Source organism: Burkholderia sp. CCA53 (genome assembly GCF_001685525.1).
GTDB classification, from domain to species: domain Bacteria; phylum Pseudomonadota; class Gammaproteobacteria; order Burkholderiales; family Burkholderiaceae; genus Burkholderia; species Burkholderia multivorans.
Window position 1 is genome coordinate 2,267,476 of record NZ_BDDJ01000001.1, and the last position, 26,717, is coordinate 2,294,192.

Sequence of the window (26,717 nt, forward strand, 5' to 3'; positions counted from 1 at the left end):
CGCGCCGCGGCCGGCCGGCGCACGTGCGCTCGCGCATCAGCGCGCGGCGAGCCACGCGTCGACGCGCGCGAGCCCCGCGCGCAGCGCATCGGTCAGCGCTGCGCTGCCGGCCATCGAACCCCACAGCGCGCGGCTCGCGGCGAGCGCGGCGACCGGATCGGCGGCGCCGACGATCGCGCGCGCGGCGCCGTCGTCCATCACACCGTCCTGATAGGCGTACGGCAGCGCGCCGCGCGCCCAGCGTTCGAGAAAGCGCAGGAACAGCGCGGGCAGCACGGCCGTTGCGACCGGCGTTGCGCCGCGCGCGAACGATTCGGCGAGCGTGGGCGCGATGAAGCCGGGAATCTTCGAGAAGCCGTCTGCCGCGACGCGCTGGTTCGTGTCCAGCACGTACGGGTTGCCGAAGCGCTCGAGCACGACGTCGCGGTAGCGCGCGAGATCGAGCGGGCTCGGCGTGAGGCACGGGATCACGTCCTGCGTCACGTAGTCGTGCGCGAAGCGGCGGATCGACGCGTCGTGCGTGCCTTCGTGGATGTACGTGTGGCCTGCGAGCGTGCCGGCCCACGCGATGCAGCTGTGCGTCGCATTGAGAATGCGGATCTTCGCTTCCTCGTACGGATGCACGTCGTCGACCAGTTCGGCGCCGGCCAGCTCCCAGCGCGGCCGGCCGGCCGCGAAGCGGTCCTCGATGACCCACTGGATGAACGATTCGCCCATCACCGGGCATGCGTCGTCGATGCCGGTGGCCGCGCGCACGCGTTCGCGCACGTCGGCGGTCGGACGCGGCGTGATGCGATCGACCATCGCGCTCGGGCATGCGACGTTCGCATCGAACCACGCGAGCACGTCGGTCTGCCCGCGGCGTTCGAGAAACTCGCGCATGCCCGCGCGAAAGCGCGCGCCGTTGCTGCGCAGGTTGTCGCAGCTCTGCAGCGTGAGGGCACCCGCGCCGCGCCGCATGCGTTCGGCCAGCAGCGCGGCGAGCGCGCCGTAGAGCGTCGTGCGCGCGCCCTGCAGGTCGGCCGCGAGATCGGCGTTCGCGACGTCGAGCCGGTTGTGTTCGTCGAGGTAGTAGCCGCCTTCGGTGACGGTGAACGACACGATCCGGCAGGCCGGATCGGCGCCGGCGTCGATCAGCGCGGCGAGATCGATCGACCACGGCAGCACGCGCGCGATCGCGCGGATCGTTTCGTATTCGCGCTCGCCTTGCGGCGTGACGGTCTCGAGCGTGTAGACGCCGTGCTGCGCGGCGAGTGCGTCCATCGTGGCGCGCATGTCGTCGCGGATGTTGCCGACGACGAGCGACCAGCGCTGGTCGGCCGGCACGGCTTCGTTGACGCGATGCAGATACCACGCCTGATGTGCGCGGTGAAACGAGCCCGCGCCGATGTGCAGCAGCACGGGCGTGCGGGCGGAGGGCGATTCGGTCATCCGGTGTCTCCTGTCGGCCCCGGTTAGCGCTTCAGCGCTTACCGGGGCCCCATGCTTCGCGGTCGGCCCCGGTTAGCGCTTTAGCGCTTGCCGGAGCCCCATGCTTCGCGGTCGGCTCCGGTTAGCACTTCAGCGCTTGCCGGGGCTCCATGCTTCGCGGTCGGCCTTGGTTAGCGCTTCAGTGCTTGCCGGGGCTCCATGCTTCGCAGTCAGCCGCGGTTAGCACTTCAGCGCTTGCCGGACCTCATGCTTTGCGATCGGCCTCGGCTGGCGCTTCAGTGCTTCCCCAGGGCGTCGTTGCTATACGGACCGGCCGCGGTCCGCGCGTCGGCGCGCACGCCGCCGCGTTCGGCGTTGGCTCGGGGCGTCGCGGCGACGCGGTACGTCGACACGATCATTTGCTCGTTACGTGAGCGAATGATCGTATTCGGCCGAATGAAAGTCAAGGCGTTAACCTGGCATTTCGATGGTGCGCCGCACCGGAGGCCTCCGGCGCCGTGCGATGGCTCGGATCAGCCGCCTTCGCGCGTTAGCGCGACGAGTTCCTCGAGCAGCTTGGCCGCAGGCCCCGGCAGGATCCCGTGACGGCGCCGGAACGCGGTCAGCATGCGCCGCGCGAGCGCGTCGCGCACCGGCAGTACGTCGATCGTGCCCGCGCGCTGCTCGGCGCCGAACATCGGCTCCGGCATCCACGACAGGAAACCCGCATGCGCGACGAGGCTCTTCAGCGTCGTGACCGAACGCGTCTCGACCGCGATGTCGGGCAGCGGCAAGCCATGCGAATCGAAGGTCGTGCGTACCTGGTCGAACGGCGCGGTGCCGCGCGGCGGCAGCGCCCAGCGTGCGCGCAGCGTGTCGGCGAGCGTCGGCGGCCGGCCGAGCGCTCGCAGCGGATGGTGCGGCGCGGCAACGATATGGCTGCGATCGGTCCACCGGCATTCGGGAATCGCGACGATCTCGTCGGTGTCGGGCGCCTGCGCGGACAGCGCGAGGTCGATCTCGTGCTTGCAGAGCCCTTCGGCGAGCCGGTCCCATACGCCTTCGAGAATCTCGACGCGCAGGTTCGGCCAGCGATCGAGCACGCGGCCGATCGCGATCGGCAACACGAGGCTCGCGATGCTGCCGACCGCACCGACCTTGATCGTGCCCTTCGCCAGGCCGCGCATCGCGTCGAGCTCCTCGCGCGCGTGTTCGGCCTCGTGCTGCAGCAGCGTCGCATGCGGCAGCAGCGCTTCGCCGAACGCGGTGAGCTGCACGCCTTTCGAGTGGCGCTCGAACAGCGGCGCGCCGACCTGGTCCTCGAGACGCTTCAGGATGCGCGACAGCGCGGGCTGCGTGACGTGCAGCGCGTCGGCCGCGCGGCCGAGGCTGCCGCACGCGACGATCGTGGTGAAGGCGCGAAGCTGGCGGAGGTCGAAAGTCATGCGCAAACGGTATGGGTTTTCGCCAAAAATACAGTATCCGAGAATGGCCTGCACTTCGATACTGTGCGGACCCATCCGTTCTCGAGGAGACGCCCCGCATGTCCGGCCAACCGCACGCCGCCGCCACGCCCGCGACCACCGTTCGCGACGCCGTGATCCATCTGTTCCGCCAGTTCGGCATCGACCGCGTATTTGGCAATCCCGGCTCGACGGAGCTGCCGATGTTCCGCGATTTCCCGGACGATTTCCGCTATGTGCTCGGGCTGCAGGAGGCCGTCGTCGTCGGCATGGCCGACGGCTACGCGCAGGCGTCCGGCAATGCGGCGGTCGTCAATCTCCATTCGGCGGCCGGCGTCGGCAACGCGATGGGCAATCTCTTCACCGCGTACAAGAACCGCACGCCGTTGATCGTTACCGCCGGCCAGCAGGCGCGCGCGATTCTGCCGTTCGAGCCGTTCCTCGGCGCCGCGCAGGCCACCGAGCTGCCGAAGCCGTACGTGAAATGGAGCATCGAGCCGGCGCGCGCGCAGGACGTGCCGGCCGCGATCGCGCGCGCGTACCGGATCGCGATGCAGGAGCCGCGCGGGCCCGTGTTCGTGTCGATCCCGGTCGACGACTGGGACCAGCCGGCCGAACTGCTGCCGCCGCGCGACGTGAGCCAGGTCGTGCGGCCCGACCCCGACGCGCTCGCGCGGCTCGGCGACGCGCTCGACGCCGCGCAGCGTCCGGCGTTCGTCGTCGGCGCGGCGCTCGATCGTGCGGGCGCGTGGGACGAGGCCGTGCGGCTCGCCGAACGGCACCGCGCACGCGTGTACGTTGCGCCGATGTCGGGGCGCTGCAGCTTTCCCGAAGACCATCCGCTGTTCGCCGGCTTCCTGCCCGCGATTCGCGAGCAGATCGTCGCGCGGCTCGACGGGCACGATCTCGTGTTCGCGTTCGGCGCGCCCGCATTCACATACCACATCGAGGGTTTCGGCCCGCATGTGCCGCCCGGCGCGACGCTCGTGCAACTCGTCGACGATCCGGGCACGGCCGCGTGGACGCCGCAGGGCGACGCGGTCGTCGGCAATCTGAAGCTTGCGGCGCGCGATCTGCTCGCGCGGCCCGCGCCCGCCGAGCGGCCGATGCCGGCCGCGCGCGCACCGCGCCAGCGCGTCGCACCGCCGGTCGCCGGCGAGCGCATGTCGGCCGCCTTCGCGCTGCAGACGCTCGCCGACCTGCGCGATGTGCACGACATCGTCGTCGAGGAGGCGCCGAGCGCGCGGCCCATCATGCAGGAGCACCTGCCGTTCACGCGCAGCGGCACGTTCTACACGATGGACAGCGGCGGGCTGGGCTACGGGATGCCGGCCGCCGTCGGCGTCGCACTCGCGCAGCCGGAGCGGCGCGTGATCGCGCTGATCGGCGACGGCTCGAGCCTGTATTCGATCCAGGCGCTGTGGAGCGCCGCGCAGCTGGGACTACCGATCACGTTCGTGATTCTCAACAACCGCCGCTACGCGGCGCTGCAGGATTTCGCGCCGGTCTTCGGCTTCGGGCCCGACGATCCCGTGCAGGGCACCGATCTGCCCGATCTCGATTTCGTCGCGCTCGCGGCCGGGTTCGGCTGCCGCGGCGTGCGCGTCGGCGATCCGGCGCGCCTGCGCGACACGCTGGCCGACGCGCTGCGTGCGACCGCGCCGGTCGTCGTCGACGTCGAAATCGCCTGATGCGCGCCGCACGTCCTTCCGGAGAAACCATGCAGACTGTATCGATGCTGATCGGCGGCGAACGCCGCCAATCGTCCAACGGCGCGACTTTCGTGCGCCGCAATCCGCTCGACGCCGCGATCGCGTCCGAAGCGCCCGCGTGTACTGTCGACGATGCGCGCGCGGCGGCCGAGGCGGCCGGCCGTGCGTTTCCCGAATGGGCCGCGCTCGGCCCCGGCACGCGGCGTGCGCTGCTGCTGAAGGCGGCCGACGCACTCGACGCGAAGCGCGCGCAGTTCGTCGCGGCGATGGCCGCGGAGACGGGTGCATCGGCGCTGTGGGCCGAATTCAACGTGCAGCTCGCGGTGAGCGGGCTCGTCGAGGCCGCCTCGCTGACCACTCAGGTCGGCGGCGAGCTGATCCCGTCCGACGTGCCTGGCTCGCTCGCGATGGGCGTGCGGCAGCCGGCCGGCGTCGTGCTCGGGATCGCGCCGTGGAACGCGCCGGTGATTCTCGGCACGCGCGCGCTCGCGCTGCCACTCGCCTGCGGCAACACGGTCGTGCTGAAGGGCTCGGAGCTGTGCCCGGCGACGCACGGGCTGATCGTCGACGCGCTGCAGGAGGCCGGCTTGCCGCCGGGCGTCGTGAACTTCGTGACGAACGCGCCCGACGATGCCGGCGCGGTCGTCGCCGCACTGATCGCGCATCCGGCCGTGCGGCGCGTGAACTTCACCGGCTCGACGCGCGTCGGGCGCATCATCGCCGAAGCCTGCGCGCGGCATCTGAAGCCCGCCGTGCTGGAGCTCGGCGGCAAGGCGCCGTTCGTCGTGCTCGACGATGCCGATCTCGATGCGGCCGTCGACGCCGCCGCGTTCGGGGCGTTCGCGAATTCCGGCCAGATCTGCATGTCGACCGAGCGGATCGTCGTCGACACATCGATTGCCGATGCGTTCGTCGCAAAGCTCGCGGACAAGGCCGCGTCGCTGCCGCTCGGCGATCCGCGAAACGGGCCGGTCGTGCTCGGCTCGCTGATCGACGCGAAGGCCGTCGAACGCTGCAACGCGCTGATCGACGATGCGCTCGCGCACGGCGCGACGCTGCTGTGCGGCGGCAAGGCCGACAGCACGCTGTTCCCGGCGACGCTGCTCGACCACGTGACGCCCGCGATGCGCGTCTATGCGGAGGAATCGTTCGGTCCGGTCAAGGGCATCGTGCGCGTCGACGGCGAGGAGGCCGCGATCCGCTGCGCGAACGACAACGCGTTCGGCCTGTCGTCGGCCGTGTTCAGCCGCGACGTCGCGCGCGCGCTGCGCGTCGCCGCCCGCATCGAGTCGGGCATCTGTCACGTGAACGGCCCGACTGTGCACGACGAGGCGCAGATGCCGTTCGGCGGCGTGAAGGATAGCGGCTTCGGCCATTTCGGCGGCAAGGCCGGCATCGCGGCGTTCACGGACCTGCGCTGGATCACCGTGCAGACCGCGCCGCGTCACTATCCTTTCTGAGAGGCCGCCGACCATGAGAATCGCGATTCTGGGCGCGGGCGCGATGGGCTCGCTGTTCGGCGGCCTGCTCGCGGAAAGCGGCGAGGACGTCACGCTGATCGACGTCAACGACGCGCATCTCGACGCGATTCGTCGCGACGGGCTGCGCATCGACGACGACCGCGGCGAGCGCCGCGTCACGACGTTGCAGGCGCTGCGGCCCGAGGCCGCGAATGCGTCGGGCGACACACCGTTCGATCTGCTGATCGTCTTCACGAAGTCGCTGCATACGCGCGTCGCGCTCGACGGCGTGCGCGCACTGCTGACGCCGCGCACGCATGTGCTGACGCTGCAGAACGGGCTCGGCAATGTCGAGACGCTCAATGCGTTCGTGCCGCTCGAGCGGATCCTCGTCGGTGTCACGACCTGGCCGGCCGATCTGGCCGGGCCTGCGCACGTGCACTCGCACGGCGCGGGCACGATCCGCATGATGACGGCCGACGGCGCGGCGAGCCCGTTCGCGGCGGCGGTGGCCGACGCGCTGTCGCGCGCGGGGCTCGCCTGCACGCTCGATGCGGACGTGTGGGCCGCGATCTGGGAGAAGGTCGCGTTCAACGCGGCGCTCAACACGCTCTGCGCGGTGACGCGCTGCACCGTCGACCAGCTCGGCGAACATCACGACGGGCCGCGCCTCGCGCAGGCGATCGTCGCCGAGACGGCCGCCGTCGCGCGGGCGAAGGGCATCGCGGTCGATGCGGCGCGCATCGCGCGCAACGTCGATCACGCGATCCGCGAACATCGCGGCCATCGCCCGTCGATGCTGCAGGACGTACTCGCGGGGCGCCGCACCGAGATCGATGCGATCGGCGGCAAGGTGGTCGCCGCCGCGCGCGAGGTCGGGCTGGCGGTCCCGCATACCGAAACGATGCTGAGTCTGGTGCGCGTGATCGACGCGCAAGCGGGCTGAGCGTCACGCCGGCGGCCGGCTTGCGCCGCGCGACGAGACACAAGAGCGCCGGGCATGGCCACGGCGCCGGATCGTCATCTCGCCTGGCACGAACTGGCGTGCGAGGCACGGGGTCCGCATCGGCGCCGCGGCGCCGGCGCGGGCCGACTGGAAGCATCGGAGGGAGACAGGATGAAAGCACTCGATTGCCGCAGTTTCGACGCGCATGGCCTGCGCACGGTTGCGCCGCGCGCGGGATGGAGGCACGCATGAGCACGCGCGACGACGCTACCGCACCCGCCGTCGACATCGGCGCAACGCTCGACGACGGTCCTTTTACGACGATGCAGAAATGCGTGGTGCTGCTGGCCGCGCTCTCGATCGTGCTCGACGGCTTCGACGGCCAGCTGATCGGCTTTGCGATTCCGGTGCTGATCAAGGAATGGGGCATCACGCGCGGCGCATTTGCACCGGCCGTCGCGGCGGGGCTGATCGGGATGGGCATCGGCAGCGCCTGCGCGGGGCTCGTTGCCGACCGTTTCGGCCGGCGCGGCGCGGTGCTCGGCAGCGTGTTCCTGTTCGGCGCGGCGACCTGCGCGATCGGGCTCGCGCACAACGTCGAGACGATCGCCGCGCTGCGCTTCGTCGCCGGTCTCGGCATCGGCGGCGCCCTGCCGACCGCGACCACGATGACCGCCGAATACACGCCCGCGCGGCGCCGCACGATGATGGTCACCGCGACGATCGTCTGCGTGCCGCTCGGCGGCATGCTCGCCGGCCTGTTCGCCCACGAAGTGCTGCCGCGCTACGGGTGGCGCACGCTGTTCTTCGCGGGCGGCGCGCTGCCGCTCGTGCTCGGCTTCGTGCTGGCGGCGGCGTTGCCCGAATCGCCGCGCTACCTCGCGCGGCGTCCCGCACGCTGGGCCGAGCTCGGCGCGCTGCTGGCGCGCATGAAGCGTCCGGTCGCGGCGGGCACCGTGTTCACCGATTTGAGGGACGCGCAGGCGCAGGGCGGCAGCGGCGGGTTCCGCTCGCTGTTCGCGGGTGGCCAGGCGCGCGACACGATCGCGCTGTGGTGCGCGTTCTTCATGTGTCTGCTCGCCGTATATGCGGCCTTCAGCTGGCTGCCGACGATGCTCGCCGCGAGCGGGCTCAGCGTGTCGCTCGCAGGCGCGGGGCTCACCGCATACAACCTCGGCGGCGTGATCGGCGCGCTGCTGTGCGCATGGACGATCGCATGTGTCGGTTCGCGCTGGCCGCTCGTGCTGTGCAGCGTCGGCGGCGCGGCGAGCGCGCTGTGGCTGATGAGCGTCGATGCGGGCAGCCATACGCGCTGGCTGATCGTCGGGCTCGGCGCGCACGGCCTGTTCGTCAACGCGGTGCAGTCGACGATGTATGCGCTGTGCGCGTACATCTACCCGACGGCGGTGCGCGCGACCGGCACCGCGAGCGCGCTCGCGTTCGGCCGGCTCGGTGCCATCCTCAGCGCGTTCGCCGGTGCTTTCGTGATCACGACGGGCGGCGCGACCGCGTATCTGACGATGCTGGCCATCGCGATGGGCATCGTCTGCGTCGCGCTGCTGGTCGTGCGGCGGCATATCCCGAAGCTGTCGCGCGAGCCGGCGCAGCCGCGCGAGCGGGAGGAGCTGGTTCGCACGTCGCCGTGACGGCGGGCAGCGCGCATGCACTGCACATTCGCGCTGCTTGCCTGATGCCGCCGGGTGCCACCGGATGCTACCGGGCGGCGGGAGCGTCAGGCGTTACAGCGTCGTGCGCACGTGCCAGAGCTCGGGGAACAGCACGACGTCGAGCATCTTGCGCAGATACGGCGCGCCGCTCGTGCCGCCGGTGCCCTGCTTGAAGCCGATGATGCGCTCGACCGTCGTCACGTGCCGGAAGCGCCACTGGCGGAACGCGTCCTCGAGATCGACGAGTTCCTCGGCCATCTCGTACAGCTCCCAGTGCTGCTGCGGATGCCGGTACACCTCGAGCCACGCGGCCTCGACGGTTTCGTCGTGCTGCGTCGGCTGTCGCCAGTCGCGGTCGAGTCGCGACGGCGCGATCGGGAACCCGCGCCGCGCGAGTAGACGCACGACCTCGTCGTAGAACGACGGCGCGTCGAGTGTCGCGCGCACCTGTTCGAGGATGTCGGGCCGGTGCGCGTGCGGCTGCAGCATCTGCGCGTTCTTGTTGCCGAGCAGGAATTCGAGCTGCCGGTACTGATACGACTGGAAGCCCGACGACTGGCCGAGATACGGTCGCATCGCCGAGTACTCGGACGGCGTCATCGTCGACAGGACGTTCCACGCCTGCACGAGCTGCTCGAGGATCCGCGAGACGCGTGCGAGCATCTTGAACGCGGGCGGCAGCGCATCGCCGCGCACCGCATCGAGCGCGCCGCGCAGTTCGAACAGCGCGAGCTTCATCCACAGCTCGCTCGTCTGATGCTGGATGATGAACAGCATCTCGTTGTGATCGGGCGACAGCGGATGCTGCGCGTTCAGAATCGCATTCAGCGACAGGTAGTCGCCGTAGCTCATCGACTTCGAGAAATCGAGCTGTGCGTTGTGCCAGCCGGCTTGCTCGCCGGCGTCGCCCGGCACGTGCGGCGCCTCGTGCGCGGCTTGCGTACCTTGCGCGCGTGCGCCCGAGAACGGGCAGCCCGCCGGCGCATCGTTGCCGGGCGGCTGCATATGACCAGAATTCACGAGTGTCTCCACGATTGAATGACGGGGGCGCGGCGCGCACTGCTCGCGCGCCCGCGGCCGGCCGGCGATCAGGTCACCGCGCCGCGCTCGGCGTACTCGGGCGCCTTCCACGCGTCGGTGTCCAGAATCTCGCGCAGCGTTTCGACGGCATCCCACACGTCGACGAAGCGCGTATAGAGCGGCGTAAAGCCGAAGCGCAGCACGTACGGCTCGCGGTAGTCGCCGATCACGCCGCGCGCGATCAGCGCCTGCATCACTTCATAGCCGTGCGGATGCTCGAAGCTCGCCTGCGAACCGCGCTGATGGTGCGCGCGCGGCGTGACGAGCTTCAGCGAGCGGCCCGCGCAGCGCGCCTCGACGAGCGCGATGAACGCGTCGGTCAGCGCGAGCGACTTGCGGCGGATCGCCTGCATGTCGGTCTGCAGGAACACGTCGAGCCCGCATTCGACCATCGACATCGACACGATCGGCTGCGTGCCGCACAAGAAGCGCGCGATGCCGGGGTCGGGCGCGAAGCCGGGCTGCATCGCGAATGGCGCGCGATGGCCCCACCAGCCGGACAGCGGCTGCGAGAAATGCGCGTGGTGGCGCTGCGGCACCCACACGAATGCCGGCGAGCCGGGGCCGCCGTTCAGATACTTGTACGTGCAGCCGACCGCGCCGTCCGCATGCGCGCCGTTCAGGTCGACCGGAACCGCGCCGGCCGAATGCGCGAGGTCCCAGAGCATCAGCGCGCCCGCATCGTGCGCGAGCTGCGTGACGGCGGCCATGTCGTGCATGTAGCCGGTGCGGTAGTTCACGTGCGTGATCATCGCGACGGCGGTGTCCGCGCCGAGCGCGTCGGGCAGCTCGGCGGGATCGTCGATCAGGCGCAGTTCGTAGTCGCCGCCGAGCTGCTCGATGAGCCCTTGCGCGATATAGAGATCGGTCGGGAAGTTCGAACGCTCCGACACGATCACGCGGCGCTCGGGCGCGCGTTCGGCCTGGTGGCGCAGCATCGCCGACAGCAGCTTGAACAGGTTGATCGAAATCGTGTCGGTCACGACCGTTTCGCCGGGCGCGCCGCCGATCAGCGTCGCGAGCTTGTCGCCGAGCCGGCGCGGCAGCGCGAACCAGCCTGCGGTGTTCCAGCTGCGGATCAGGCCTTCGCCCCATTCGGCGCCGATCACCTGTTGCGCACGTGCGGCCGCCGCGCGAGGCTGCGCGCCGAGCGAGTTGCCGTCGAGGTAGATCACGCCGTCGGGCAGCGCGAACTGGCTGCGCAACGGGGCAAGCGGATCGTCGCGATCGAGCGCGAGCGCATCTTCACGGGTCTTGATCATCATGGTGGGTTCGTCGGTCGAAAGAATCAGGCGGCGCGCGCGGGCAGCGCGCGCAGGACGGCGCGCACCGGGCTCGCGTCGAGCGTCGCGAATTTGAGCGGCAGGGCGATCAATTCATAGTCGCCGGGCGGCACCTCGTCGAGCACGATGCCTTCGAGGATCGCCATCCGGTGGGCGCGCACGCGGTGGTGCGCGTCCATCGTCTTCGATTCCTGCGGATCGAGCGACGGCGTGTCGATGCCGATCAGCTTCACGCCGTGCGCGGCAAGCAGATCGACGGTGTCCGGTGCGACCGCGCAGAACGCGCTGTCCCAGTGCGCGGTCGGCGCATTCGCGTACGTGCGCAGCAGCACGCGCGGCGGTACGCCGTCGAGCGCGGTCGCGACGTCGGCCTGCCGCACGACCGGCGACGCGCCGATGCAGTGGATCACGCGGCACGGGCCGACATAGGTGTCGAGCGGCACGGCGCCGATCGCCGCGCCGTCCGCATCGTAGTGCAGCGGCGCGTCGCAGTGCGCGCCGGTATGCGGCGACAGCGTCAGCCGCGCGACGTTGACGGGCGAGCCGGTCTCGATCCGCCAGACGCGCTCGACCGACACCGGCGTGTCGCCCGGCCACACGGGCGTGGCGGCGCTGATGGGCGGGGAGATGTCCCAGAGTATGTCCATGGCATGACGAAGCGATGAATCGATCCTTCGAATGATAGGCGGACGCTTGCAGAAAGTGCTTGCGAAATAAACATGGACAATCCGCTCGATTGGCAGATAATTCGAATCAGAGGGAAAAGGGGGACCAAAAATGCACGCGATCACGCTGGACGCTACCGACTGCCGGATCCTGGCCGTGCTGCAGGAAGAGGGCAGAATCAGCAATCTCGATCTCGCGGAACGGATTTCGCTGTCGCCGTCCGCGTGCCTGCGACGGATGCGGCTGCTCGAGGAGCAGGGCGTCATCGAGCGCTACCGCGCGTGCCTGAGCCGCGAGAAGCTCGGCTTCGAGCTCGAGGCGTTCGTGCAGGTGTCGATGCGCAACGAGGAGAACCAGTGGCACGAACGGTTCGCGGAGGCGTTGCGCGAATGGCCGGAGGTGGTGGGCGCGTTCGTCGTGACGGGCGAGAGCCACTATCTGCTGCGCGTGCTCGCGCACAACCTGAAGCACTATTCCGATTTCGTGCTGAACCGGCTGTACAAGGCGCCGGGCGTGATGGACATCCGTTCGAACATCGTGCTGCAGACGCTGAAGGACGAAGCGGGTGCGCCGGTCGGGCTCGCGCGCACCGGCCCGATCAGAGCGGTGTGAGACCGTGAAAGCCGCCGCCGTGGAACACGAGCGGCGGTGTCGCGTTCTGCGGCGTGCGTACGCCGCAGCGTTCGACTTCGCCGACGAAGATCACGTGGTCGCCTTCGTCATAGCGGCTGCGGTTGTGGCATTCGAACCAGGCGAGCGCACCGTCGAGCACGGGCATGCCCGAGTTGCCGGCCGCGTGCGCGATGCCTTCGAAGCGGTCGCCCTTGTAGCTCGAAAAGCGCATGCACAGGTCGAGCTGCGCGGCCGCGAGCACGTTCACGACGTAATGGCTGTTGTTGCGGAACACCGGCATCGACGCCGATTTGTGCGCAAGGCTCCACAACACGAGCGGCGGGTCGAGCGACACCGAATTGAACGAGCTTGCGGTGATGCCGATCAGCTGGCCGGACGGCGCGCGCGTCGTGATGACGGTCACGCCGGTCGCGAACTGGCCGAGCGCCTGCCGGAAGGCGGCCGAATCGAAGTCCGGCGGATTGGCCCGGCTCATCGCGCCACCCTTCCGGACGAAGCGGACGGATGCGTCGCGCGGCAACGGCGGCAGGCGCGACGGACGAAAGGCGGCGAGGCGGTGGCATGGGAAGTGGTGCGCATGCCGCGATTTTAGCGGAATCGCGCCCGGCGGGCCGCGTCCGGCCGCGCATCGCGCCGCGAGCGTGACGTAGCGAACACAGCAAGCGGGCCCGCGGCGCAGGCCGCCGCTGCGTTACTGCGTCGCCGCAAATCCCAGCGACAGCGCGCCGATCACGATCAGGCTCGACGCCCATACCGCGTCGAGATTGAACCAGCTCTTCGACACGAACGCGAGCCCGACGTAGCGGTACACGAGCCACGCGAGCGCGCCGCCGGTGGCGATCATCGCGGCCGCGTGGACGGCCGCGACCGTAAGCGCCATCCCGACGTGCAGCGCCGCGAGCGCGGCGGCCGCACGATGACCGGGATCGTCATCGAGCCCGCAGAGTCCGAGATAGATCGGCACGAGCATCAGCCCGGCCCCATGCGCGATCGCGATGGCGAACGACCATAAACCGAGCCGCGCCGGCGCAATTCGCGCGAGCGCGCGCGGGTGTCGCCGCCGCATCAGCAGCGCGATGCCGAAGGCGATCACGACGGCGCTCGCACCGATGCGGATCGTCGCTTGCCAGGCGAGTAGCGCGGCAAGCAGTCCGAACGGCAGCATCACCGCGAAGACGGCAAGCGCATGCCCGAGTGCGAGGTAGCCGAGGGCCGCGACGAGCGCGCGGGCGCGTCGCGCCATCAGCGCGTTCGACACGGCGAGCGGCCATCCCATCGCGGGATTGAGCCCGTGATAGACGCCGCTTGCAGCGACGGCCGCCCACAGCGCGAGCTGCGGCGCGGCGTGCGGATCGAGCGCGCCGCTCAACGTCCGACCGACGGATAGCAGAACGAGTCGGTCGAACAGTCGCCGCCTTCGAGCCGGATCTGATGTGCGCGATAGCCGTCGGGGAATTCGACCCAGAAGTCGTCGGCCAGCGTCAGCCCGCCGTCCGGGCCCGCGTGGGCGAGCACTTGCGCGGCCGGCACGCCGTCCGGATAGAACTGGTCGTCCCACGTCGAGTAGAGCGAATTGGTCCAGTACACGCGCCGGCCGTCGCGGCTGATCTCAACCATCTGTGGGCCGCCCGCGAACGGGCGGCCGTTCGGATGCGGCGCGCGGCGCGCGATGCCGCCGATGCGCACCGAGCCCGCGAGCGTCGGATGGTGCGGATCGCACACGTCGTACTGACGCATCTCGCCGGTGCCCCAGCACGACACGTAGAGAAAGCGGTCGTCGAGCGACAGATCGATGTCGGTGACGAGCGGCGGCACCGCGCCGAACGGCTTCAGCAGCGGCGGCAATTCGTCGGCCGCGGCGGGCTCGGGCGCGATCGTCGCGGTCTTTTTCGCGTGGAACGTGCCGCCTTCGCGCCACCACGTCCAGATCGAGCCTTCGAGATTGGTCGTGTCGATCACGACGCCGACGAATCCGTATTCGCGCACCGGATCGTGCGCGGGACGCACTTCGAGCGCCATCTGATGATGCGCGCCGAGATCGATCGTCTGCACGTTGCGCCGCGCGCGCAGATCCCAGAAATGCAGCCGGTGTCCGTACCGGTTCGCGAGCAGGTCGTCGGGCACGATGCCATTCTCGAACTGCGGCGGCAGCGCCCATTCGCTCGACACCATGTAGTCGCGCGGCAGGTTCCACCAGAAGTCGTAATGCTTGTCCTGCGGCCCGCGATCGATCTCCCAGCGGCCGAGCACGTCGAACGTCTCGCAGTCCATGATGAAGATGCCGGGCGCGCCGTCGGTGCCGTCCTTGCCCGCGCCGCCGAGCGTGCTGACGTAGATGCCTTCCGGGCCGCAATGCACGGTATGTGGGCGCGAATAGCCGGTCTTGCGGAAGATCTCGTCGGGCTCGACGATCTTGTGGATGCGCGCCTGCGTCGGATGCGGTTTCGTGTCGATCACGTAGACGCGCGACGAACGCAGGCCGGGGATGATCAGATAGCGGCGCTCGAGAAACGCATGGCCCGTGAGCGGCGACAGCGCGGACGAGCATGCATTCCAGCCGAAGTGGTGAAACTCGTCGCCGGTATTCGGCATCGTGACCGTATGCACGATCTTGCCGTAGGTCGGCGAGCCGTGCTGCACGTCGATCACGGCGAGCGCGTCGGGTCTGGAAAAATCGGGACTCAGCAACAACGTATAGGCGAATGCTTCGGGCGGTGCCTGCATCGCGAGCTCGGGCGATGCGTGAAACGTCGGGTCAGGCCGCATGTTCATGAGAAGCCCCCTCGGTGATGCGCGCGCGTCGGCGCGGCAATTCGGCAATTCGGCGCTTCGGCAGGCAATCGCGCGATCGCGGCCGGCTGCTGCGCGCGCAGACGGAACGATGTTCAGGCAGACGTCGAACGTATCGTCGCGCACGCCGGCATGGCGGCACCGGGCGCGATGATGACGCGTGCCTAAGTGTAGTCGAGAAACGCGCGGCGAGCCGGGCGCGCGGCGGCGTGCCGGCTTCGCGTGCGAGTGCGATACTTGCCGCAGCGGCCGTTGCGGACGGAAAGGGTCCGGAACGGCGAAACCGATCGGACGAGCCGGCGCGCATGCCGGCTCCGTTCATTGACAGGAGTGGATTCGATGGCGAACGAGATGCTTGAAACGGCGACGCTCGGAGGCGGGTGCTTCTGGTGCACGGAGGCCGTGTTTCTCGACGTGGACGGCGTGACGGCCGTGCAGTCCGGTTATGCGGGCGGTCATACGCGCAATCCCGGCTATCGCGACGTCTGCGACGGCGACACCGGTCACGCGGAAGTCGTCAACGTGACGTTCGACCCGTCGCGTATCGGCTACCGCGAGATTCTGGAAATCTTCTTCGCGACGCACGATCCGACGCAGCTGAACCGGCAGGGCAACGATGTCGGTACGCAGTACCGCTCGGTCGTGTTCACGCATTCGGACGCGCAGCGCGACACCGCGCTCGACGTGATCCGCGAGCTCGAGCGCGAACAGGTGTTCGGGCAGCCGATCGTCACCGAAGTCGTGCCGCTCGACGGCAACTACTGGCCGGCCGAGGACTATCACCAGAACTATTACGCGCGCAATCCGGGGCAGGGCTATTGCGCAGTCGTGATCGGGCCGAAGCTCGCGAAGTTCCGCCAGAAATTCGCGCACCGGCTGAAGTCGCAGCGCGGCGCGTAAGCGGCGCTGCGTACCGTTGTCGCGTGGCGCGCTCGCGCTACGCGGCTTCGCTGCGCCAGCGCGCGCAGGCCGCCGCGATCTCCCGCGCGAGCGCGATGCACGACAGCGGCGCGGAGCCTTCGGCCTTGTTGTTGATCGTGATGATCACCGGCTGCCCGGCGAGCGCATAGCGGGCGGCCAGTTCGGCAAGCGCCGACCGCGTGGCCGGATCTTCGTCGACGAGCTTGTCGAACGGTTCGTACTTCGCTTTCGCCTGCTCGTACTTGAAGCCGCCGTGCAGGCTCCAGCGCACGATCAGCGGCCCCGGTGCGTCGCCGTCGAGCAGCGCGAGCGCGGCTGCCTGGCGCAGCGGATCGGGCATCCGCGCGTGCAGGCCCACGCAGTAGCGCACGCCGTGCGCGGCGAGCGTGCGGATGAAGCGCGGCGTGAGCAGGCTCGCGTCGCGGATCTCGATCGCGTAGCGCGGACCGTCTGCCTCGGGCGGCAACGGCGGCAGTGCCGCGAAGAACGCCGACAACCGCTCGATCAGCGCGGCCGGCTCGGCCAGCAACCGGTCGGGCAGCGGCGAGAACTGGAACACGAGCACGCCCGCCTTCTTGCCGAGTCCTTCGAGGCACGGACGCACGAACTCGTCGGCGGCGAGCGACGCATCGAGGAAGGTCGGATTCGGTCCGGACGGCTCGCCGCGATGGCCGCGCACGACCGCATCGGTGACCGACGCGGGCGCCTTCACGACGAAGCGGAAATCGTCGGGCACCTGCTGGGCGTAGCGCAGATAGTCGGCGACGGACAGCGGCGCGTAGAACGATCGGTCGAGGCTTACGCTTTTCAGGAGCGGATGCGCGCCGTACGCTTCGAGTCCTTCGCGCGACAGCTTCGTCTGCGCGAAATCGCCGTCGAAGACGATGCCGTTCCAGCCGGGGAAATACCACGACGACGTGCCGAGCCGCACGTTCGGCGGCAATGCGGCGGCCGCGGCGGCGACCTCGGGCGCGACCGGCGCAGGCGGCACGCCGCGTCGTCGCGCGCGCTTGCGCGGTTCGGGCGGCGGCGCGGGATCGTCCCAGAGCATGCCGGTAGACGGCGGTGCGGCCGCTTCGTCGTCGCGTGCGGCGTTGCCCGCGTCGGATGCGGCGCTCGGTCGGGCAGGCTTCGGCGCACGCGGCGCGCGCGTCGCGTGCGCCCGTGCATCGTCGGTATCGGCTGCGTCGTGTGACGACGCGTGCGCATCGTCCGGCGACGGCAGCGCGCCGAACAGATCGAACTGCCCGTCGGCGCGCGCGTCGTGCGCTTCGTCTTGCCGTCGCTGCGGCGTGCTGCTGCGCCGCGTGCTGCCGTCACCCATGCATGCCCTGTGTGAAGCGCCGCCTAGCGCGGCAGCGCATGTTCGTACATATAGCGCCGCGACCACGGCAGCGTTTTCGCGCTGCGTCCGGCCTTGCGGCACACGATCTGGAAGATCGACACGTCGTCGTGTTCGAAGGCATACGCGCAGCCGGCCAGATAGACGCGCCAGATGCGGAATTTTTCGTCGTCGACGAGCTTGCGCGCCTCGTCGGCCTTCGCTTCGAAGTTCTCGGTCCAGATCTCGAGCGTGCGCGCATAGTGTCGCCGCAGGCTTTCGATGTCAACGGCCTCGAGGCCGCCGCGCTGCGCCGCTTCGAGCGCGAGGCTGATGTGCGGCAGCTCGCCGTCCGGGAACACGTAGCGGTCGATGAATTCGCCGCCGCCGAGCGCCGTTTCGCCGCTTTCCGCGTCGGTCGACGTGATGCCGTGGTTCATCGCGATGCCGTCGTCGACGAGCAGTTCGCGGATCCGCGAGAAGTACAGCGGCAGGTTCTTGCGGCCGACGTGCTCGAACATCCCGACGCTCGTGATGCGATCGAACTGGCCTTCGATCTCGCGATAGTCCTGCAGGCGGATCTCGATGCGATCCTCCAGGCCGGCCGCCTTCACGCGTTCGGTTGCGAGATCGAACTGGTTCTGCGAGAGCGTGACGCCCACGCACTGCGCACCGAATTTCTGCGCGGCGCGCAGCACGAGCGCGCCCCAGCCGCAGCCGATGTCGAGCAGCCGCTGGCCGGGCTCGAGGCGGATCTTCGTCAGGATGTGGTCGATCTTCTTGATCTGCGCGGTGCCGAGATCCTCGTCGCCGTTCTCGAAGTACGCACACGAATACACCATGTTCTCGTCGAGCCACAGCTTGTAGAACTCGTTCGACACGTCGTAGTGGTACTGGATCGCCTTCTTGTCGGTGCTCTTCGTGTGATTGAAGTAGCGCTTCACGCGCGCGAGCTTGCTCGCGCTCGTGACGGTGCTGCGCGCGAGCGAATAGCCGATGTTGATGATGTCCGACAGCTTGCCTTCGATGTCGATCTTGCCCTTCACGTACGCCTCGCCGAGATTGTCGAGGCTCGGTTCGAGCAGCAGCGGCAGCGCCGACGCGTTGTTGACCTTCAGCGTGACCTGCGGCGCGCTGAAATTGCCGAAATCGAGTTGTTCGCCATTCCACAGCACGAGGCGCGCCGGTATGTTCGCCTTCGCCCGTACTTCGTCCGCCCACTGTGCCAGCTTCTTTTCCCAGAACATTTGGATTCTCCGTTTGTTCGTTGAATCGAATACAGCCAAGTATCTTGACCGGCGCGCCGCGCCGCGACGCGCCCGGATGCAACACGTGATGCGGCCGGCGGCACGCCGGCGCCGCGCTTACGGCGACAGTCGCGAGATCGTCCAGCCGTGCGGTGCCGCGGCATCGCGCGTGTAGACCAGACGATCGTGCAGCCGCGACGGGCGGCCCTGCCAGAATTCCAGCGTATCGGGCACGACGCGGTAGCCGCCCCAGTGCGGCGGGCGCGGCGGGTCGTCGCCGTAGCGCTCGCTGAATGCTTTCTCGCGCGCTTCGAGCGTCGCGCGGCTGTCGATCACGGCGCTCTGCTCGGACGCCCATGCACCGATGCGCGAGCCGACCGGACGCGAGGCGAAATAGCGATCGCTTTCGTCGGCGCTCGTCTTCTCGACGCGGCCTTCGATGCGCACCTGGCGCTCGAGCTCGATCCAGTAGAACAGCAGCGCCGCGTACGGATGCGCAGCGAGATCGCGGCCCTTGCGGCTTTCGTAGTTGGTGAAGAAGACGAACCCGCGCTCGTCGACGCCCTTGACGAGCACGATGCGCGCCGACGGCCGACCGTCGGCACCGACAGTCGCGAGCGTCATCGTGTTCGGCTCCGGAAGCTTGGCGGCGAGCGCCTCGTTGAACCAGCGGTCGAACTGGGCGAACGGATCGGGGGCGGCATCGGCTTCGTCGAGCGAAGCGCGCGAATAGTTGATGCGGAGATCGGCGAGAGTCGTCATGTTATGCAAACGCTTCAATCGGGGGCCAGTATAGCGAACGCGGAAGAATCGTGCGTGCACAGCGGCGCGTCGCGGCGGGGAGATCAGGCAAAATAGAGGCTGTACGACTTACGTTTTCCTTTCTTCATGTCAGCCGCCGACACCGTCCCGCCGAATTTCTCCGATCTTACCCCGAGCCCGACGATCCAGCTTGACGCGGATCGCGCGCGGCGCTTCGGCGGCATCGCGCGGCTGTACGGCGCACCGGCGCTCGCTGCGTTCGAGCGCGCGCATGTCGCGGTGATCGGCATCGGCGGCGTCGGCTCGTGGACGGCCGAGGCGCTCGCGCGCAGCGCGATCGGTACGCTGACGCTGATCGATCTCGACAACGTCGCGGAGAGCAATACCAACCGGCAGATCCACGCGCTCGACGGCAATTACGGCAAGCCGAAGGTCGATGCGATGGCCGAGCGCATCGCGCTGATCGATCGCGCCTGCCGCGTGAACCGCATCGAGGATTTCGCGGAACCGGACAACTTCGACGCGCTGCTCGGCGGCGGCTTCGACTACGTGATCGATGCGATCGACAGCGTGCGCACGAAGGTCGCGCTGATCGCATGGTGCGTCGCGAAAGGGCAGCCGCTCGTGACGGTCGGCGGGGCGGGCGGCCAGCTCGACCCGACGCGCATTCGCATCGACGATCTCGCGCTGACGATCCAGGATCCGCTGCTCTCGAAGGTGCGCGCGCAGCTGCGCAAGCAGCACGGCTTTCCGCGCGGGCCCAAGGCGCGCTTCAAGGTCAGCGCCGTTTATTCGGACGAGCCGCTGATCTATCCGGACGCGCCCGCGTGCGATATCGAGGACGGCGCGGAGCCGTCGACGGCCGCGCACGTGGCGGGGCTGAACTGCGCGGGATTCGGTTCGAGCGTCTGCGTGACGGCGAGCTTCGGGTTCGCGGCGGCCGCGCATGCGTTGCGCGCGATCGCAGCGCGCGCGGCGGGGTAGCAGGGGAGAGGGCGCCGGCGTTGCGCGCCGGCCGGGAGCGAGCACACGCCGCGCGACGGCGGTGCGTGCGAACAGCGCAGGAGCAGCGTGCGCGCAAGCAGAAGGTCGGCCGCTGCGGCGCCCGGCTTCCCGCCTGCCGCGCTCAGTTGAGCGCCATGCTCAGCTTGCGTCGCCACGCGGCGACGAGATCCGGCCGGTCGGCGGCCAGCTCGAACACCGAGATCATCGTGCGGCGGCCGAGGTCGTCGCCATACGTGCGGTCGCGCGTGACGATTTCCAGCAGCTGCTCGAGCGCGCCTTCGTATGCGCGCCGCGCGATCAGGCTTTGCGCGAGATCGAAACGCGCGTCGAGATCGCCGGGATTCGCCGCGATGCGCGCTTCGAGCGCGTCGGTCGGCGGCAGGTCGGCCGTTGCGTCGAGCGCGTCGAAACGGGTCTTGATGGCCTGATAGCGCGGATCGGCGCCCTGCACCGTTTGCGGCGACAGCCGCTCGGCTTCCGCGCGCGCGTCGTCGATCCGGTTGCTCGCGAGGAGCAATTCGATCAGGTCGAGCCGCGCATCGTCGAAACCGGGGTTCAGCGCGAGCGCCGCTTCGAGGTGCGCGAGCCCGTCGTCGAAGCGCGCTTCCGCGATCGCGATCTGCGCGGCGCGGCGCTCGGCTTCTTCGGGCGCCGGCAGCAGCCGGTCGAGGAACGCGCGCAACTGGCCTTCCGGCAGCACGCCAATGAACTGGTCGACGGGGCGACCATCGGCGAACGCGATCACGTGCGGAATGCTGCGCGTCTGGAAATGCGCGGCGAGTTCCTGGTTCTCGTCGACGTTCACCTTCACGAGCTTCCAGCGGCCCGCGTAATCGCGTTCGAGCTTTTCGAGGAGCGGGCCGAGCGTCTTGCACGGGCCGCACCACGGCGCCCAGAAGTCGACCAGCACGGGCGTGTCCAGCGACGCCTCGATGACGTCTCTTTCGAAAGTGGCTAGCGTGGTGTCCATGTCGTTCCCTGCGGTTCGGATGTCGTCAGATTGGGGGCAGCTTGCGCGCTTTTCAACGCGGCTTCGATTCCGGTAACGGAATCCATTCCGTTTCGCCCGGTACCTTGCCCATCTCCTGGCGCGTCCATGCGAGCTTCGCGCGCTCGATCGCGTCGCGGCTGCTCGCGACGAAGTTCCATTCGATGAAGCGTTCGCCGTCGATCCGGTCGCCGCCGAGCAGCATCGCGCGTGCGCCGCCGTCGCTCGTCAGCGTGACGTTTGCGCCCGGCGTGAGCACGGCCATCTGCTCGGCCGCAAGCGGCGTGCCGTCGATCGCGAGATCGCCGTCCACCACATACACCGCGCGCTCCTCGTGCGACGCGTCGAGCGCGAGGCGGCCGCCGGCCGCGAACTCGGCCGCGACGTAGAGCGTGCGCGAGAACGTCGTGACGGGCGAACGCAGCCCGAACGCGTCGCCGGCGATCACCGTCAGCGACACGCCGTTTTCGGTGCGCTTCGGCAGCGTGTCGGCCGCATGGTGCTCGAACGACGGCTCGACGGTTTCATGCGCGCGCGGCAGCGCGACCCAGGTCTGGATCCCGTGCAGGGTGTGGCCGCTCGCGCGCTGCGCGGCCGGCGTGCGTTCCGAGTGCACGATCCCGCGGCCGGCCGTCATCCAGTTCACGTCGCCCGGCACGATTTCCTGCAGCGAGCCGAGACTGTCGCGGTGCAGGATCGCGCCGTCGAACAGGTAGGTGACGGTCGCCAGGCCGATGTGCGGATGCGGCCGCACGTCGAGGCCGGTGCCGGGCGGCAGCGTGGCCGGCCCCATGTGATCGAAGAAGATGAACGGGCCGACGAGCCGCGCGGCGAGCGCGGGCAGCGTGCGGCGCACCTGCAGGTTGCCGACGTCGCGCACGTGCGGCTTCAGCAGGGCATGGATCGGGGCGGTCATGGCGAGTCCTGTGGGGCGGCGAAGATGCGGACCATTGTACCGGCCGGCGCCGATTCGCACGTCTTGCGCACCGATGCGATTCCACGCGCGCCACGCGGGTATCGGAGCGGGCCGCACGCGAACGCGGTTAGACTCGCCGTTTCGGAACGACATTCGACACGCGAGGAGACGCCGATGATGGCCCCGAAGGATTTGTTGCTGGCGTTGGTCGTGATCCTCGCATGGGGCGTGAACTTCGTCGTGATCAAGGTCGGCCTGCACGGGATGCCGCCGATGCTGCTCGGCGCGCTGCGCTTCACGCTCGCGGCCGTGCCGGCCGTGTTCTTCGTGCGCCGTCCGCAGATTCCGTGGCGGATGCTCGTGCTGTACGGCGCGACGATCCAGCTCGGCCAGTTCGTGTTTCTGTTCACCGGCATGTACGTCGGGATGCCGGCCGGCCTCGCGTCGCTCGTGCTGCAGTCGCAGGCGTTCTTCACGCTCGTGTTCGCGATGCTGTTTCTCGGCGAGCGCCTGCGCGTGCAGAACCTAATCGGTCTCGCGATCGCCGCCGCAGGGCTTGTCGTGATTGCATCGCAGGGCGGCCGCGCAATGACGCTCGCCGGTTTCCTGCTGACGATCGCGTCGGCGGCGATGTGGGCGTTCGGCAATATCGTCACGAAGAAGGTCGGCAACGCGAATCTCGTGTCGCTCGTCGTCTGGGCGAGCCTCGTGCCGCCCGTGCCGTTCTTCGTGCTGTCGCTGTGGTTCGAAGGGCCGCAGCGAATCGGCGCCGCGTTGGCCGCGCTCAACGTCTCGTCGATCTTCGCGGTCGTCTATCTGGCGTTCGTTGCGACGCTGCTCGGGTACGGGCTCTGGAGCCGTCTGATGTCGCGCTATCCGGCCGCGCAGGTCGCGCAGTTTTCGCTGCTGGTGCCGATCGTCGGGCTTGCATCGTCCGCGCTGCTGCTCGACGAGCACCTGACGTCTGCGCAGCTGATCGGCGCGGCGCTCGTGATGGGCGGGCTCGCGGTGAACGTCTTCGGCGGGAAGCTGATGCGCCGCTTCGCGGCGTCGTGAGGCGCGCCGGCACGCGCGTGACGTGCCGGCGGCGATGCGGCCGTCAGGCCATGCGGTTCTTCGCGAGCGGCGGATTCGCTGCGAAGTAGCGCTTGATGCCGCGGAAGATCGCGTCGGCCATCTGGTCGCGATAGCTGTCGTCGTTGAGCCGGCGCTCTTCGTCCGGGTTGCTGATGAACGCGGTCTCGACGAGGATCGACGGAATGTCGGGCGCCTTCAGCACCGCGAATCCCGCCTGCTCGACCGAGCCCTTGTGCAGCTTGTTGATGCTGCCGACTTCCTTCAGCACGTAGTTGCCGTAGCGCAGCGAATCGCGGATCTGCGCCGTGGTCGACATGTCGAACAGCGCGCGGCTCACCGCCGCGTCCTGCGTCTTGATGTTGATCCCGCCGATCAGATCGGACGCGTTCTCCTTGTTCGCGAGCCAGCGCGCGGCCGCGCTCGACGCGCCGTGATCCGACAGCGCGAACACCGACGAGCCGCGCGCGGACGGCGTCGTGAATGCGTCGGCGTGGATCGACACGAACAGATCGGCGCCGACGCGGCGCGCCTTTTGCACGCGCACGTTCAGCGGCACGAAGAAGTCGGCGTCGCGCGTCATCATCGCGCGCATGTTCGGCGCGGCATCGATCTTCGCGCGCAGCTTCTTCGCGATGTCGAGCGCGATGTGCTTCTCGTACGTGCCGGCGCCGCCGATCGCGCCCGGATCCTCGCCGCCGTGGCCCGGATCGATCGCGACGGTCAGCAGCCGCACGGTGCTGCCCTTGCCGGACTTCGGCGCGGTGAACTTGTAGGCATCGGCGTCGTCGTCGCCGTCGTCGCGGCGCGCGATCACGGGCGGCGGCTTGACGGCCGGCTTCGCGGGCGCCGAAGGCGCGGCCGGCGGCGTGTGCGGCGCAGCCGGCGTGTTCTGCGCGAAGCGCTGGAAGAACGCGTCGCTGTTGTCGCTCGGCGCGGGCGCGGCCGCCGGGCCGTTCAGCGCGGTCGGCGGCTGCATCTGCTGCGCGCGCGCCGCATCGTTCAACGCCTGCTCCTTGCGTTCGGTCTGCGCGATCAGGTCGGTCAGCGGATCGGGCGCGACGGCCGGATACAGATCGAACACGAGCCGGTACTTGTAGGTGCCGACCGGCGGCAGCGTGAACACCTGCGGCTTCACCGAGCCTTTCAGGTCGAACACCATGCGCACGACGTGCGGCTGATACTGGCCGACGCGCACCGATTGAATCTGCGGATCGTTCGGCGCGATCTTCGACACGAGGTCGCGCAGCGCCTGGTCGAGTTCGAGGCCGGTCAGGTCGACGACGAGCCGGTCGGGACCCTGCAGCAGCTGTTGGCTATTCTGCAGCGGCTGATCGGATTCGATCGTCACGCGCGTGTAATCGCGTGCGGGCCACACGCGCACGCCGAGCACCGACGACGCGTGCGCGAGCCGCGGCGCGACGAGGCCGAGCACCAGCGTGGAGGCGCCCGCGCAAAGAATCTGACGGCGCCGCCAGTTGTGCGTCGCGGTGGCCGCCGATTCGATCGAGCGGAACGGTTTGATCAACATCTTTCGAGACATGCGTTTCCTGAAGCGCTATACGCCCGGACGGTGAGGGCGCGGCCGTCGCCGTCCACGTCGAGCGAGAAGACCAGATCGGGCACGCCGAGCAGGGTGCCCGCCTGTTGCGGCCATTCGACGAGACAGATCGCGCTGGAATTGAAATATTCGCGAAAGCCTGCATCGGACCATTCGGCCGGATCGTTGAATCGATACAGATCGAAGTGATAGACCTCGAGTTCCCCGTCGTCGCGTTCGAGCGCGTACGGTTCGACGAGCGTATAGGTCGGGCTGCGCACGCGGCCGCGGTGGCCGAGGCCGCGCAGGATCGCGCGCACGAGGGTCGTCTTGCCGGCGCCGAGATCGCCGACGAGCTGGATCTGCAGCCCGTCGAACGCGTGGGCGCGTGCGAGTTCGCTGCGCGCCGCGTCGAGCGCGTGCGCGAAGCGGATGCCGAACGCCTCGGTCGCCGCTTCGTCGGCCAGCGCGATCACGCGCGCGGCGAGCGGGGCCGGCAGCGTGACGGCATGGGACGGATGGCTGGGCGTGGCTGGCATTCTCGTAAAATAGTGCGATGAACCGATTACCGGAACTCGCCGCATCCGACCGAACTTCGACTCGTGACGAAGGCGCGGCGTCGTGCGCGCTCGACGATGCGGCGTTGACTGCGCTCGCCGCGCGCATCAGGGCGTGGGGGCGCGAATTGGGTTTCGGGGCGATCGGGATTAGCGACACCGATCTCTCGGATGCCGAAGCAGGCCTCGCCGCCTGGCTGGAAGCCGGTTGCCACGGCGAGATGGATTATATGGCCAAACACGGGATGAAACGCGCGCGGCCGGCCGAACTTGTGGCCGGCACGCGACGCGTGATCTCCGCGCGGCTTGCCTATCTGCCGGCCGATACGCTGGCCGGCGACGCCTCCGGCGTGTCCGACTGGCGCGCACGCGAACGCGCGCGGCTCGACGATCCGCAGGCGGCCGTCGTGTCGATCTATGCGCGCGGCCGCGATTATCACAAGGTGTTGCGCAACCGGCTGCAGACGCTCGCCGAGCGCATCGAGCGCGAGATCGGCGCATTCGGCCATCGCGTCTTTACCGATTCGGCGCCGGTGCTCGAAGTCGAGCTCGCGCAGAAGGCCGGGGTCGGCTGGCGCGGCAAGCACACGCTGCTGCTGCAGCGCGATGCGGGTTCGCTGTTCTTCCTCGGCGAGATCTACGTCGACATTCCGCTGCCGACCGACGCACAGACGTCGCCGGACGCGGCGCCCGAGTCGCCCGGCGCGCATTGCGGCAGTTGCACGCGCTGCATCGACGCGTGTCCGACCGGCGCGATCGTCGAGCCGTATCGCGTCGACGCGCGCCGCTGCATTTCGTATCTGACGATCGAGCTGAAGGGCAGCATTCCCGAGCCGCTGCGGCCGCTGATCGGCAATCGCGTGTACGGCTGCGACGACTGTCAGCTCGTGTGTCCGTGGAACAAGTTCGCGCAGGCCGCGCCGGTGGCCGACTTCGATGTGCGGCACGGGCTCGATCGCGCGACGCTCGTCGAGCTGTTCGGCTGGGATGCCGGCGAATTCGACACGCGGATGCAGGGCAGCGCGATCCGCCGCATCGGCTACGAAAGCTGGCTGCGCAATCTCGCGGTCGGGCTCGGCAATGCGCTGCGCGCGCCCGCGCAGCGGCTCGCGCCCGAGGCGCGCGATGCGATCGTGGCCGCGCTGCGCGCGCGCGCCGACGATCCGTCGCCGATCGTGCGCGAACATGTCGAGTGGGCGCTGCGTGCCGCGTGAAGGCGGCGTAAAGTGTCGTCGGCGCGTGAGCGCGACGCGTGCGCGACGGCCTTGGCCGGCGG

The 26,717-nt window shown here is 69.2% G+C and carries 24 protein-coding genes; 9 read left to right on the forward strand and 15 right to left on the reverse strand.

What is annotated here, in order from left to right; all coding sequences use genetic code 11:
* Positions 1–36 precede the first annotated feature (36 nt).
* Together dalD and BCR55_RS10545 are read right to left on the reverse strand one after the other, a co-directional pair.
* The gene (gene dalD / locus BCR55_RS10540; RefSeq protein WP_059937351.1) at positions 37–1,431 is read right to left on the reverse strand and encodes a D-arabinitol 4-dehydrogenase; all 1,395 of its coding nucleotides are present in this window, start codon (positions 1,429–1,431) and stop codon (positions 37–39) included.
* Positions 1,432–1,943: 512 nt separating this feature from the next.
* On the reverse strand, positions 1,944–2,855 hold the full coding sequence (locus BCR55_RS10545) for a LysR family transcriptional regulator (protein WP_006406453.1): 912 nt from the start codon (positions 2,853–2,855) through the stop codon (positions 1,944–1,946).
* Positions 2,856–2,953: 98 nt separating this feature from the next.
* Between BCR55_RS10545 and mdlC the strand changes: the two genes are divergently transcribed.
* The 4 genes from mdlC (at position 2,954) to BCR55_RS10565 (ending at position 8,637) form a co-directional block, all read left to right on the forward strand.
* Positions 2,954–4,564 carry a benzoylformate decarboxylase gene (mdlC, locus tag BCR55_RS10550; RefSeq protein WP_006406451.1) on the forward strand — a complete coding sequence of 537 codons (1,611 nt, stop codon included), beginning with the start codon at positions 2,954–2,956 and terminating at the stop codon, positions 4,562–4,564.
* A gap of 29 nt (positions 4,565–4,593) precedes the next feature.
* Complete coding sequence (locus BCR55_RS10555; RefSeq protein ID WP_035488613.1) at positions 4,594–6,045, forward strand: aldehyde dehydrogenase; 1,452 nt, start codon at positions 4,594–4,596, stop codon at positions 6,043–6,045.
* Positions 6,046–6,058: 13 nt separating this feature from the next.
* Complete coding sequence (locus BCR55_RS10560; RefSeq protein WP_065494536.1) at positions 6,059–6,991, forward strand: ketopantoate reductase family protein; 933 nt, start codon at positions 6,059–6,061, stop codon at positions 6,989–6,991.
* 248 nt (positions 6,992–7,239) lie between these two features.
* Entirely contained in the window at positions 7,240–8,637 is a 1,398-nt protein-coding gene (locus BCR55_RS10565; RefSeq protein WP_065494947.1) for an MFS transporter, read from the forward strand.
* Between the two features lie 93 nt (positions 8,638–8,730).
* Here BCR55_RS10565 and kynA read toward each other — a convergent pair whose 3' ends face one another.
* The 3 genes from kynA to kynB form a co-directional block, all read right to left on the reverse strand.
* On the reverse strand, positions 8,731–9,663 hold the full coding sequence (kynA, locus tag BCR55_RS10570; protein WP_006406446.1) for a tryptophan 2,3-dioxygenase: 933 nt from the start codon (positions 9,661–9,663) through the stop codon (positions 8,731–8,733).
* An 83-nt stretch (positions 9,664–9,746) separates the two neighbouring features.
* Positions 9,747–11,000, reverse strand: a complete 1,254-nt coding sequence (kynU, locus tag BCR55_RS10575) for a kynureninase (RefSeq protein ID WP_232356621.1) — start codon at positions 10,998–11,000, stop codon at positions 9,747–9,749.
* A gap of 26 nt (positions 11,001–11,026) precedes the next feature.
* Positions 11,027–11,668 (reverse strand): arylformamidase, encoded by a 642-nt coding sequence (gene kynB, locus BCR55_RS10580; RefSeq protein ID WP_006406444.1) that lies wholly within the window; start codon positions 11,666–11,668, stop codon positions 11,027–11,029.
* Positions 11,669–11,798: 130 nt separating this feature from the next.
* On the opposite strand from kynB, the gene BCR55_RS10585 reads away from it, so the two are divergent.
* The gene (locus BCR55_RS10585) at positions 11,799–12,299 is read left to right on the forward strand and encodes an Lrp/AsnC family transcriptional regulator (RefSeq protein WP_006398465.1); all 501 of its coding nucleotides are present in this window, start codon (positions 11,799–11,801) and stop codon (positions 12,297–12,299) included.
* Here the strand turns inward: BCR55_RS10585 and BCR55_RS10590 are convergent.
* From BCR55_RS10590 to BCR55_RS10600, 3 genes are all read right to left on the reverse strand, one after another.
* On the reverse strand, positions 12,286–12,795 hold the full coding sequence (locus BCR55_RS10590) for a flavin reductase family protein (protein ID WP_006398466.1): 510 nt from the start codon (positions 12,793–12,795) through the stop codon (positions 12,286–12,288). The genes BCR55_RS10585 and BCR55_RS10590 overlap by 14 nt on opposite strands.
* 216 nt (positions 12,796–13,011) lie before the next feature.
* Positions 13,012–13,689 (reverse strand): hypothetical protein, encoded by a 678-nt coding sequence (locus BCR55_RS10595; protein ID WP_053296902.1) that lies wholly within the window; start codon positions 13,687–13,689, stop codon positions 13,012–13,014.
* Positions 13,686–15,092, reverse strand: a complete 1,407-nt coding sequence (locus tag BCR55_RS10600) for a selenium-binding protein SBP56-related protein (RefSeq protein ID WP_053296914.1) — start codon at positions 15,090–15,092, stop codon at positions 13,686–13,688. Before BCR55_RS10600 ends, BCR55_RS10595 begins: the two co-directional genes overlap by 4 nt.
* Before the next feature lie 357 nt (positions 15,093–15,449).
* Between BCR55_RS10600 and msrA the strand changes: the two genes are divergently transcribed.
* Positions 15,450–16,010, forward strand: coding sequence for a peptide-methionine (S)-S-oxide reductase MsrA (gene msrA, locus BCR55_RS10605; RefSeq protein WP_006411420.1), 561 nt, complete (start codon positions 15,450–15,452; stop codon positions 16,008–16,010).
* Positions 16,011–16,047: 37 nt separating this feature from the next.
* Here msrA and BCR55_RS10610 read toward each other — a convergent pair whose 3' ends face one another.
* The 3 genes from BCR55_RS10610 to pdxH form a co-directional block, all read right to left on the reverse strand.
* Entirely contained in the window at positions 16,048–17,355 is a 1,308-nt protein-coding gene (locus BCR55_RS10610; protein ID WP_053296903.1) for a DUF72 domain-containing protein, read from the reverse strand.
* Between the two features lie 23 nt (positions 17,356–17,378).
* Positions 17,379–18,599: a cyclopropane-fatty-acyl-phospholipid synthase family protein gene (locus tag BCR55_RS10615; RefSeq protein WP_006410800.1), complete on the reverse strand. Its 1,221-nt coding sequence runs from the start codon at positions 18,597–18,599 to the stop codon at positions 17,379–17,381.
* Positions 18,600–18,716: 117 nt separating this feature from the next.
* Entirely contained in the window at positions 18,717–19,361 is a 645-nt protein-coding gene (gene pdxH, locus BCR55_RS10620) for a pyridoxamine 5'-phosphate oxidase (protein ID WP_006406437.1), read from the reverse strand.
* Between the two features lie 126 nt (positions 19,362–19,487).
* Between pdxH and tcdA the strand changes: the two genes are divergently transcribed.
* Positions 19,488–20,345 (forward strand): tRNA cyclic N6-threonylcarbamoyladenosine(37) synthase TcdA, encoded by an 858-nt coding sequence (gene tcdA / locus BCR55_RS10625; RefSeq protein ID WP_006410798.1) that lies wholly within the window; start codon positions 19,488–19,490, stop codon positions 20,343–20,345.
* A 142-nt stretch (positions 20,346–20,487) separates the two neighbouring features.
* Here tcdA and trxA read toward each other — a convergent pair whose 3' ends face one another.
* Together trxA and BCR55_RS10635 are read right to left on the reverse strand one after the other, a co-directional pair.
* On the reverse strand, positions 20,488–21,336 hold the full coding sequence (gene trxA, locus BCR55_RS10630) for a thioredoxin (protein WP_006406435.1): 849 nt from the start codon (positions 21,334–21,336) through the stop codon (positions 20,488–20,490).
* A 52-nt stretch (positions 21,337–21,388) separates the two neighbouring features.
* Complete coding sequence (locus tag BCR55_RS10635) at positions 21,389–22,270, reverse strand: pirin family protein (protein ID WP_065494537.1); 882 nt, start codon at positions 22,268–22,270, stop codon at positions 21,389–21,391.
* Positions 22,271–22,447: 177 nt separating this feature from the next.
* On the opposite strand from BCR55_RS10635, the gene BCR55_RS10640 reads away from it, so the two are divergent.
* A complete protein-coding gene (locus BCR55_RS10640; RefSeq protein ID WP_175403825.1) occupies positions 22,448–23,326 on the forward strand; it encodes an EamA family transporter in 879 nt (292 codons plus the stop codon).
* Between the two features lie 43 nt (positions 23,327–23,369).
* Here the strand turns inward: BCR55_RS10640 and BCR55_RS10645 are convergent, their stop codons facing one another.
* Positions 23,370–24,887 carry an N-acetylmuramoyl-L-alanine amidase gene (locus tag BCR55_RS10645; RefSeq protein ID WP_006406432.1) on the reverse strand — a complete coding sequence of 506 codons (1,518 nt, stop codon included), beginning with the start codon at positions 24,885–24,887 and terminating at the stop codon, positions 23,370–23,372.
* The gene (tsaE, locus tag BCR55_RS10650; protein ID WP_065494539.1) at positions 24,869–25,423 is read right to left on the reverse strand and encodes a tRNA (adenosine(37)-N6)-threonylcarbamoyltransferase complex ATPase subunit type 1 TsaE; all 555 of its coding nucleotides are present in this window, start codon (positions 25,421–25,423) and stop codon (positions 24,869–24,871) included. The genes BCR55_RS10645 and tsaE overlap by 19 nt, the downstream gene beginning before the upstream one ends.
* Positions 25,424–25,440: 17 nt before the next feature.
* Here tsaE and queG point away from each other — a divergent pair, with 17 nt between their 5' ends.
* On the forward strand, positions 25,441–26,655 hold the full coding sequence (gene queG, locus BCR55_RS10655; RefSeq protein ID WP_065494540.1) for a tRNA epoxyqueuosine(34) reductase QueG: 1,215 nt from the start codon (positions 25,441–25,443) through the stop codon (positions 26,653–26,655).
* Positions 26,656–26,717: the final 62 nt, after the last annotated feature.

Excerpts from the sequence above, each read along its gene's own strand:
- dalD (WP_059937351.1), bottom strand. The coding sequence starts at position 1,431 with ATGACCGAATCGCCCTCCGCCCGCACGCCCGTGCTGCTGCACATCGGC.
- BCR55_RS10545 (WP_006406453.1), bottom strand. The coding sequence starts at position 2,855 with ATGACTTTCGACCTCCGCCAGCTTCGCGCCTTCACCACGATCGTCGCG.
- mdlC (WP_006406451.1), top strand. The coding sequence starts at position 2,954 with ATGTCCGGCCAACCGCACGCCGCCGCCACGCCCGCGACCACCGTTCGC.
- BCR55_RS10555 (WP_035488613.1), top strand. The coding sequence starts at position 4,594 with ATGCAGACTGTATCGATGCTGATCGGCGGCGAACGCCGCCAATCGTCC.
- BCR55_RS10560 (WP_065494536.1), top strand. The coding sequence starts at position 6,059 with ATGAGAATCGCGATTCTGGGCGCGGGCGCGATGGGCTCGCTGTTCGGC.
- BCR55_RS10565 (WP_065494947.1), top strand. The coding sequence starts at position 7,240 with ATGAGCACGCGCGACGACGCTACCGCACCCGCCGTCGACATCGGCGCA.
- kynA (WP_006406446.1), bottom strand. The coding sequence starts at position 9,663 with ATGCAGCCGCCCGGCAACGATGCGCCGGCGGGCTGCCCGTTCTCGGGC.
- kynU (WP_232356621.1), bottom strand. The coding sequence starts at position 11,000 with ATGATCAAGACCCGTGAAGATGCGCTCGCGCTCGATCGCGACGATCCG.
- kynB (WP_006406444.1), bottom strand. The coding sequence starts at position 11,668 with ATGGACATACTCTGGGACATCTCCCCGCCCATCAGCGCCGCCACGCCC.
- BCR55_RS10585 (WP_006398465.1), top strand. The coding sequence starts at position 11,799 with ATGCACGCGATCACGCTGGACGCTACCGACTGCCGGATCCTGGCCGTG.
- BCR55_RS10590 (WP_006398466.1), bottom strand. The coding sequence starts at position 12,795 with ATGAGCCGGGCCAATCCGCCGGACTTCGATTCGGCCGCCTTCCGGCAG.
- BCR55_RS10600 (WP_053296914.1), bottom strand. The coding sequence starts at position 15,092 with ATGAACATGCGGCCTGACCCGACGTTTCACGCATCGCCCGAGCTCGCG.
- msrA (WP_006411420.1), top strand. The coding sequence starts at position 15,450 with ATGGCGAACGAGATGCTTGAAACGGCGACGCTCGGAGGCGGGTGCTTC.
- BCR55_RS10610 (WP_053296903.1), bottom strand. The coding sequence starts at position 17,355 with ATGGGTGACGGCAGCACGCGGCGCAGCAGCACGCCGCAGCGACGGCAA.
- BCR55_RS10615 (WP_006410800.1), bottom strand. The coding sequence starts at position 18,599 with ATGTTCTGGGAAAAGAAGCTGGCACAGTGGGCGGACGAAGTACGGGCG.
- pdxH (WP_006406437.1), bottom strand. The coding sequence starts at position 19,361 with ATGACGACTCTCGCCGATCTCCGCATCAACTATTCGCGCGCTTCGCTC.
- tcdA (WP_006410798.1), top strand. The coding sequence starts at position 19,488 with ATGTCAGCCGCCGACACCGTCCCGCCGAATTTCTCCGATCTTACCCCG.
- trxA (WP_006406435.1), bottom strand. The coding sequence starts at position 21,336 with ATGGACACCACGCTAGCCACTTTCGAAAGAGACGTCATCGAGGCGTCG.
- BCR55_RS10635 (WP_065494537.1), bottom strand. The coding sequence starts at position 22,270 with ATGACCGCCCCGATCCATGCCCTGCTGAAGCCGCACGTGCGCGACGTC.
- BCR55_RS10640 (WP_175403825.1), top strand. The coding sequence starts at position 22,448 with ATGGCCCCGAAGGATTTGTTGCTGGCGTTGGTCGTGATCCTCGCATGG.
- BCR55_RS10645 (WP_006406432.1), bottom strand. The coding sequence starts at position 24,887 with ATGTCTCGAAAGATGTTGATCAAACCGTTCCGCTCGATCGAATCGGCG.
- tsaE (WP_065494539.1), bottom strand. The coding sequence starts at position 25,423 with ATGCCAGCCACGCCCAGCCATCCGTCCCATGCCGTCACGCTGCCGGCC.
- queG (WP_065494540.1), top strand. The coding sequence starts at position 25,441 with ATGAACCGATTACCGGAACTCGCCGCATCCGACCGAACTTCGACTCGT.